The sequence below is a fragment of the Candidatus Eisenbacteria bacterium genome (genome assembly GCA_005893305.1).
GTDB lineage: Bacteria > Eisenbacteria > RBG-16-71-46 > SZUA-252 > SZUA-252 > WS-9.
The window spans coordinates 24,158-30,157 of the sequence record VBOZ01000019.1 but is presented as its reverse complement, the minus strand read 5'-3'; the positions used below and the strand labels follow the sequence as shown (position 1 = coordinate 30,157).

The window sequence follows — 6,000 nt, the reverse complement described above, 5'->3', positions numbered from 1 at the left end:
AGGCGCATTCCGCGAAACATCCGGTGTCGGCGCTGGTCGATGAGTGTATCGAAGCGCGTTCGACTCCACTCGGGCGAGCGCCACGTAGCGGGCCAAGTCGTGGAGCGAATCCGCGGCACGCGCTAGCCACTTCGCCTCCGGGACGCCGTGCAGCTGGTAGCTGAGCAGGAGGAAACGCACGGTCGAGTCGTCTAGGGCCGCGCGCGCGCGCGTCGCGTGAATCACCGGGATGTCACGGCACATAATGGCGAGGACTTTCTCGAGAGCGTCGGTTTGAGCACCAGGAGGTGGGGTCACCTCGTCGGGCTGGACCACGCCAAGATTGGCAATGCCGCCCTTCCGCAGGGCCTCGATGCTGAACTTGGGATCGGGCTTGTCTACCTCGGGAATGTGCGCACACCCGGACCAGGCGGCGAGGATCACGAGAAGAAGCCGGGCACAGGGTGCCTTCATCGTCGCAACCTAAGGCCGTGGCCCGCCGGGTAACGAGCGGGCGAACTCCAGAAACGCAGCCTCGACCGCGCGCGCGAGGGGCGGTGGCTCGGGGTAGCCCTGCTGGGATGACGGCGTCTGCGGGGTGACAATGATCCCACCTTGCTCTCTGCTGCGCCCCGGATACGCTGAAAGCCGCGACGAGTCGACTGAAGCGGACTCCGCGGAGGCGCGGTAGGTGCCGTCGAAGACCGGCGCGCGCGTCGCAAGCTCGTAGACGCGCACCGAGACACGAGCGTCCCTCCCGGAGATCAGAATTCGCCCGCTCGGCGATTGGAGGGATGGATTGTTGGGCGGCGCGTCCCGCACGGAGCTGCGTGTCACGTCGGATTCGATCCGCGCGAGCACCCCGTACCGCGCGACACCCCGCAGCGAGTCGGCCGCGCGCGCGAGCCACACGGGATCCGGAGCGCCGTGCATCTGGTAGCCGAGGAGAAGTAGCCTCGATGTCGAATCGTCGAAGGTCGCCTGCGCCCGCACTGCGGGGATGAGGCGGATGTCGCTCCGCGTGGCCGCCAGAACCCGCTCGAGGGCCTCGATGAGCGGGGGGCGGACCTGAGGAACCTCGTTGACCTGGACCACACCCAGGTCCACGAGCCCGCCGGCGCGGAGTGCCTCGGCGGTGAATCCAGGGTTTTCATCGCGCACGTCTGCGACGTGGGCGCAGCCGGCGAACGAGGCGAGAAGCCCCGCGACCGCCGCGGGGAGCAGCGCCGGATTAAGCAGCCCCGCGACTCCCTTGCGGCCCGGCGTCCCGCTCCGGCATGATCCGGCGATGCTTCGCGCGCTACTGATCGGCGGGTTTGGATTCATTGGGACCTTGTCTCGCTACTATCTCCAGGGTTTCACCCAGCGACTGACCCACGGGACGTTCCCATACGGAACGCTCGCGGTCAATGTGCTGGGGTCGCTCACGGTCGGCTTCGTGGCGGCACTGACGTTGGAGCGCGTGGCGATGAACCCGGCCTGGCGGAGCGCGATCCTGATCGGATTCTGCGGCGGCTTCACGACCTTCTCCGCGCTCGCTTACGAGACGTTCGAGCTTGTCCGCACCGGCGACCCGTGGCGCGGGGCCCTCAATCTGGCCGCGCACCTCGTGCTCGGCCTCGCCGCGGTCTGGGCCGGATACGCGGCCGCGATGAAACTCTAGGAGAGGCGAAGATGAAGCTCGAGGGCGAAGGGCAGCTCCTCCGCATCTTCATTGGAGAGAACGACCGCTGGCACGGGAAGCCGCTCTACGAGGCGATCGTGGCGCGGGCTCGAGAGGCGGGGCTCGCCGGCGCGACGGTGCTGCGGGGCTTGATGGGGTTCGGAGCGAAGAGCCGGATCCACACCGCGAAGGTGCTGCGCTTGAGCGAGGACCTGCCGATCATCGTCGAGATCGCGGACCGCCGCGACCAAATCGAAGCGTTCCTTCCCTCGCTCGACGAGATGGTGGCCGACGGCCTCGTCACGCTCGAGCGGGTCCAGGTGATTACGTATCGGCCGGGCAAGGAAGCGCCTAAGGCGTAAAAAGGGAATGGGCCTAACCGTGGCTACCGCGGAGGATGTGTTGATCGCAAAGCTCGGTGGGCAAAACGAGGCGGCTCCGCCGCCCCTACCCGGCGACGCTGCTAATCGCTCCGGAGACGGTTTCCGCAATCGTCTTGAAGTCACCCCGATGTGCCACGAGCGGCGGCGCGATCAGGATGAAATCCCCGCGCTCGCCGTCGACCGAGCCGGTGCCGGCGTGGACGAGCACTCCTCGATCGCGGCATGATTCGGCGATGCGCTCGGCGATTCGCTGCTCGCGGGGGAACGGGCGGCCGGAGCGCCGGTCGTCCATCAACTCGACCCCCCAGAGGTAGCCGAGCCCGCGCGCCTGGCGAACCGATCGGGATTTTTGTAGCTGCCGAAGGTCGTCCTCCAGCCAGGGCTCCGCGGCCCGCACGCTCGCCTCGATCATCTCCTCGACCATCGCGCGCAGCACGCGGCGTCCCACGGCGCATGCGATCGGATTTCCGCCGTAGGTTTGATGGTGGGTGAACCCATCGGCATCGAGCGCCTGCGCGATCTGATCTGTCATCAAAACGCCGGCGAGGGGTGCGAAACCGGCTCCGGCTCCTTTGCCGAAGACGATGAGGTCCGGCCGCGCTTCGGAATCGGGCTTCGCGCCGTTGGGCGCATGGCGTTCCCCTAGCCGCTGCCACGCGAAGAGAGACCCGACGCGGCCGAAACCGGTGAGCACCTCATCGGCGATCCAGAGCGCGCCGATCTCGTCGCACTGGGCGCGGATGTGGGAGAGAAATCCCAGATGCGGCACCGGCACGCCGAGGCCAACCGCCGGGATCGTCTCTAGGATCATCGCCGCCGCCGGCTCCGCCACAGGTGCCTCGCCCGACTCTTGAATCGCAGGCAATGCACCTACCAGGCCCTCGTACGGGCCGCGCCGCGCGCCCAACCCGGTGACGCCCAGCGCTCCCAACGTCGCGCCGTGATAATGGCCGGGCAGGTGACGGATCGCCTTGCGCTCCGGATGTCCGATCGCGCGCTGGTATCGGTACGCGATCTTGAGCGCGACCTCGACGGCCTCGCTCCCGGAGCACGTCAGTATCGCGCGCGAGTAGGGCGCCCCCACGGCGACGAGCAGCTCCCGCTGATACGCCAGGCCATCCTCGCTCTCGAACGACGACGGCCTGGCATGAGGTAGCCGAGACGCGGCTTCACTCACGGTGCGAACCAGATCGGGCCGCGTGTAGCCGAGCTGGACACAGAAAGCGCCCGAGGTCGCGTCCAGGTAGCGGCGCCCATCGGAATCCACGACGTGGACTCCCTCGGCGCGTCTGAGAACCGGACGTTTCGCCGCGATCTGTTCTATGTTCGATGAAAGTGTCTTAGGGAGTGCCACGGGTACAAGGCTACTTCGTGCGTGTCACGGGGGGAAGTCGGTTTCGTCCTACCCCGAGTCGGGAACTCGGGAAGCCGCGCGCTCCAGGGCGGAGTAGCGCTCGGCGCCAAGGCGCAGGGCCGTCGCTAGAAGCAGGCATGACTCGGCCCGCGATATGTTTTTCTTGGATTGTGCGATTGCCTCGAATCCGGGGTCCAGAATCGGCATGGGCCTGACGGACTCGATGCGCTTGACCTTCACCGTGGCCGTTTTCCCCGCGGCCTTTGCCCATTTCTGAATTCGGGCCACCCGCGCGTATTCCGCCCTCTGTCGGGCTGCGGTCTCGGAGTTTGCGAGCGACTTCGCCCTCGCCTCGGCCTCCATCGCCGCGTCCTCGCTCGCGAACGCGCGGTTGAAGTCCCGCGACATCTGAAGGCCGTTGATCTCCGAGAGGTTTCGTGCCCGCGCCTGGTGGCGGTCGAGGCACCGCATCAAAATCTCGAGCGCCTCGGAGCGCGAGATCACGTCGCCCGGACTCGGGTCGTGCGCGCCGGCCGGATCGAGGATCTCGGAGTCGACCAGGGCGTTCACCGTCGATTCCCACGTCTTCGTCGTGAAGGGGGTCCCGAGGCGGAAGGCGAGCACCAGGGCTCGGTAATACTCGCCCCGCGTCATCGACTTGTCGGGCTCGAACTTCGCGCGATCGCCGGTGACGATTCCGTCCCGGCAGGCCGCGAGGGCGTAGCGCGACTGCCATGACCCCGGGTCGAGATCCTCGTAGCGACGGACGTGCTGCTCGAGGAAGGCGAGCGGGTCGACGGTCTGAAGCTGGGAGTAGCTCCGCTCCTCGGGCGTGGGCGCTTCGTCGTCACCATCCTGAGGCGTCACGTCATCCGGATCGCCGGGGATGTTCTTCCGTATCTCGAGATGGAGATGCGAGGAGGTCGCCCTGCCGGTATGACCGATCTTCCCGAGGGGCTGACCCGCCGCGACGATGTCACCCCGCTTCACGAGCATCGAGTGAGGTGCCATGTGCCCGTAGAGGGAGTGGACCCATTCACCGGACGGGAGGACGTGCCGGATGACCACGTAGTTGCCCCATCCGGTGCGCCATTTGTAGACGGTGCGGAGCCTCGTGCCTTGCTTGTAGACCCGCTTTCCGTTCTCGACGACGGGAAGCCGGAGTTGCTGCTGGCGCTGGACCTTGATGAGCGCGTTGGCATCGGCGACCACGACGATGCCGGAGGCGATCGCGCGTATCGGTGCGCCGCCGCGCCCGCACGCGAGGTCGACCCCGTAGTGGGTCCGATGCTTCTTCCCTCCCCTAATCTTGAGATAGGGGTCCGAGACGTAGTAGCCGGAGGGTTCGCCCTCGTGGCTCTTCGTGTAGTCGAGCTCGTCTCCGACCGGGTAGATGAACGCGCCGGCGATCGGGATCGAGGAATTATCGGGGGCGGCCGAAATCGTCGCGGGCGACGCGAAGAGCGCGGTGGATAGGAGAACCACCGCCGCTGCGATCGCCGCTCTGGCTACACCCCTCGCGGCGCCGGGCTTCCGGCGTCGTAAGGACCGCGGCAACCTAATCGCCCGCCGGGGTGGTCTGTGGGAGGCCGAGGCCGAAGCGGAAGGTCCAGTCGAGGATGCGGCGCGCTTCGGCGAAGCGAAGGGCGTTGCTGGGAGCCCCGAGCACGACCGCCGTGACGTCGACGCCGGTGGGTCCCTTTACGTTGGTCACGAGGCAGTAGCCGGCCTCGTGGATGAAACCGGTCTTGCCGCCCGTGATGTCCCACTGGCTGCGGAGCAGACGGTTGGTATTGACCAAGTGGTGGACCCTTCGATTCGAGGTGAACGAGTACTCGGTCTTCTGGGTGATCGCGCTCACCACGTCGCTCTCGGTCGCGGCGCGGAGAATAACCGCCATACCCTGCGCCGTCGAAACGTTCTGCTCGCTCAAGCCCGTCGGCTCGACAAAGTGGGTCTCGGGGACGCCGAGCGAGTCGACCAGGAGGTTCATCCGCCGCACGAACTCGTCGACCGGCACGCCGCAGGTGCGGACGAGCGCCTTGGTCGCCGCGTTGTCGGAGGACATCAGGGCGGCGTGGAACAGGTCGCGCACCGTGATCTCCTCGCGGGCGCGAATGCGCGTGCGGCTCGAATGGTGGACGTCCTCGGGAACGATCTCGATCACGCGATCCCAGTCCGGAGAGGTCTGCAGGAACACCATCGTGGTCACGAGCTTGGTGAGGCTCGCGATCGGAAGGATGCGATCGGGATTCTTCTCGAAGAGGACGCGGTTGTTCGCGTCGACGACGTAGGCGGCCTTCACGTGGAGTCGCGGGATGCCGTACTGCGTCACGGCCGGGAGCCGGAGCGTGGCCGGACGGCGCCTGTGCCGCGGCCGGGGACGGGCCGCCCGGTTGGAGGTGGCGGCGGAAGCAAGCTGGGGGAGGCCCCGGAGGTCGCCGGCGGCCGGTGTGGACTGAGCATCCACAGCCGGAACCCATGCTCCCTCAAGCAATAGGGCAATTCCGAGATTCAGAGCGATGCAAAATGCTCTATTTCGTCTCACCATACTCATTTAGCCCTCATCCGGTTGACTCCCTGTCAGTCTGAAGAAAGGGGACAATCGATTGCCCCCTCCA

7 protein-coding genes are annotated in these 6,000 nt (G+C 66.9%); 2 read left to right on the top strand and 5 right to left on the bottom strand.

The features are described 5' to 3' along the window. Both E6K79_07520 and E6K79_07515 read right to left on the bottom strand, forming a co-directional pair. A partial coding sequence (locus E6K79_07520; GenBank protein ID TMQ64550.1) for a hypothetical protein occupies window positions 1–453 on the bottom strand: 453 nt, incomplete at its 3' end. Between the two features lie 9 nt (window positions 454–462). Next, complete coding sequence (locus E6K79_07515; protein TMQ64549.1) at window positions 463–1,305, bottom strand: hypothetical protein; 843 nt, start codon at window positions 1,303–1,305, stop codon at window positions 463–465. Here E6K79_07515 and crcB point away from each other — a divergent pair. After that, window positions 1,268–1,642 (top strand): fluoride efflux transporter CrcB, encoded by a 375-nt coding sequence (crcB, locus tag E6K79_07510; protein TMQ64548.1) that lies wholly within the window; start codon window positions 1,268–1,270, stop codon window positions 1,640–1,642. The genes E6K79_07515 and crcB overlap by 38 nt on opposite strands. Window positions 1,643–1,653: 11 nt before the next feature. Beyond that, window positions 1,654–2,004 carry a DUF190 domain-containing protein gene (locus E6K79_07505; GenBank protein ID TMQ64547.1) on the top strand — a complete coding sequence of 117 codons (351 nt, stop codon included), beginning with the start codon at window positions 1,654–1,656 and terminating at the stop codon, window positions 2,002–2,004. Window positions 2,005–2,089: 85 nt separating this feature from the next. Here E6K79_07505 and E6K79_07500 read toward each other — a convergent pair whose 3' ends face one another. From E6K79_07500 to E6K79_07490, 3 genes are all read right to left on the bottom strand, one after another. Then, entirely contained in the window at window positions 2,090–3,379 is a 1,290-nt protein-coding gene (locus tag E6K79_07500) for an aspartate aminotransferase family protein (protein TMQ64546.1), read from the bottom strand. Between the two features lie 48 nt (window positions 3,380–3,427). After that, the gene (locus E6K79_07495) at window positions 3,428–4,864 is read right to left on the bottom strand and encodes a hypothetical protein (protein ID TMQ64545.1); all 1,437 of its coding nucleotides are present in this window, start codon (window positions 4,862–4,864) and stop codon (window positions 3,428–3,430) included. A gap of 73 nt (window positions 4,865–4,937) precedes the next feature. Continuing rightward, window positions 4,938–5,936: a D-alanyl-D-alanine carboxypeptidase gene (locus tag E6K79_07490; protein ID TMQ64544.1), complete on the bottom strand. Its 999-nt coding sequence runs from the start codon at window positions 5,934–5,936 to the stop codon at window positions 4,938–4,940. Window positions 5,937–6,000 lie beyond the last annotated feature (64 nt).

What these genes read in the sequence shown, in the direction of transcription:
- crcB (TMQ64548.1), top strand. Translation starts at nt 1,268, where the DNA reads ATGCTTCGCGCGCTACTGATCGGCGGGTTTGGATTCATTGGGACCTTG.
- E6K79_07515 (TMQ64549.1), bottom strand. Translation starts at nt 1,305, where the DNA reads ATGAATCCAAACCCGCCGATCAGTAGCGCGCGAAGCATCGCCGGATCA.
- E6K79_07505 (TMQ64547.1), top strand. Translation starts at nt 1,654, where the DNA reads ATGAAGCTCGAGGGCGAAGGGCAGCTCCTCCGCATCTTCATTGGAGAG.
- E6K79_07490 (TMQ64544.1), bottom strand. Translation starts at nt 5,936, where the DNA reads ATGAGTATGGTGAGACGAAATAGAGCATTTTGCATCGCTCTGAATCTC.